The following is a 1,489-nucleotide window of genomic DNA, read 5'->3' on the forward strand; positions in this document are numbered from 1 at the left end:
CACCGGGTGTGCGCGCATCCTCGCCGGCGCGCGAGCGGCTCACGGGCAGCTCGGCCGCGCCGACCGTGACGCTCGGGTGGTCGCCGCCGAGCCGGATGCGCGTGAGGTGCGGGATCGCGACGAGGTACGACCGGTGCACGCGCACGAACGCGTCGGCCCACTGCCGCTCGAGATCGGACATCGGCACGCGAACGAGGTAACTGGCCTCCTCGGTGTGCAGGCGCGCGTAGTCGCCCTGCGCCTGCACGTAGCGCACCTCGTCGCGGCGGATCATGCGGGTCGTGCCGCCCAGCGTCACTGCGATCATCTCGGGTTGCTGCTCGGAGGCCGCGGCGCCGGCGTGCGCGGCCGCCGAGGCCTTGAGCGCCTCGACGATGCGGGTCACCGATCGGTGCAGGCGCTCGGTGCGCACGGGCTTCAGGAGGTAGTCGACGGCGGCGAGGTCGAACGCCTCGAGCGCGCCCTCCTCGTCGGCGGTGACGAACACGAGGGCGGGCCGCCGCTCGAAGCGCTGCATCGCGCGGGCGAGGTCGAAGCCGGTGAGCCCCGGCATGTGGATGTCGAGGAACGCGGCGTCGACTGGCTCGCGGGTGAGGAGCCGGATCGCCTCGGCGCCCGACGCGGCCTGGTGGATGACCCCGATGCGCGGGTCCTGCCCGAGCAGGAACGCCAGCTCGTCGATCGCGGGCTGCTCGTCGTCGGCGATGAGCACGGAGATCGTCATCGTTCCAGTCTTCCACCGGGGAGTCGGCCGGCACCGGGGCTGCGCGAGGCGTCGGCGGATGCCGCGACCCGGCCGGGCTGCGACTTCGGCACGCGCATCCGCACGAGCGTGCCAGCGCCCACGTTCGTCTCGACGACGAGCCCGTGCTCCTCGCCGTAGACCTGCCGGAGGCGCGCGTCGACGTTGCGCAGTCCCACGTGCTCGCCCGGGGCGCCGCCTGCGAGCACCGTCTCGAGCCGCTCGGGGTCGATGCCGACGCCGTCGTCCTCCACGCTGATCTCGGCGAAGGCGCCCAGGTCGGAGGCGGTGATCGTGATGCGGCCACCGCCCTCCTTGGACTCGAGGCCGTGGCGCACGGCGTTCTCGACGAGCGGCTGGATGGACAGGAACGGCACCACGGTCGACAGCACCTCGGGCGCGATCTGCAGCGTGACCCGCAGCCGGTCGCCGAACCGCGCCCGCTCGAGCCGGAGGTAGCTGTCGATCGAACGCAGCTCCTCGGCGACCGTCGTGAAGTCGCCGTGCCGGCGGAACGAGTATCGCGTGAAGTCGGCGAACTCGAGCACGAGCTCGCGCGCCTGGGCGGGGTCGGTGTTGATGAACGACGCGATCGCGTTCAGCGAGTTGTAGATGAAGTGGGGGCTGATCTGCGCGCGGAGCGCACGCACCTCGGCCTCGGCGAGCGCCGCGCGCGAGGCATCCAGCTCGCCGAGCTCGACCTGGGCGGCCACCCAGTCGGCGACCTCGCCGGTGGCCCGCACGAGG

The 1,489-nt window shown here is 72.9% G+C and carries 2 protein-coding genes; both read right to left on the reverse strand.

The window, feature by feature from the left end; all coding sequences use genetic code 11:
• Nucleotides 1-724 (reverse strand): LytR/AlgR family response regulator transcription factor (locus GH736_RS22820; protein ID WP_159607291.1); only part of this gene is annotated, 724 nt, incomplete at its 3' end.
• On the reverse strand, nt 721-1,489 hold a 769-nt coding region (locus GH736_RS22825; RefSeq protein ID WP_203230925.1), incomplete at its 5' end, for a sensor histidine kinase. The genes GH736_RS22825 and GH736_RS22820, both read right to left, overlap by 4 nt.

The sequence above is a fragment of the Agromyces humi genome (assembly GCF_009720255.1).
In the GTDB taxonomy this organism is placed as follows: domain Bacteria; phylum Actinomycetota; class Actinomycetes; order Actinomycetales; family Microbacteriaceae; genus Agromyces; species Agromyces humi.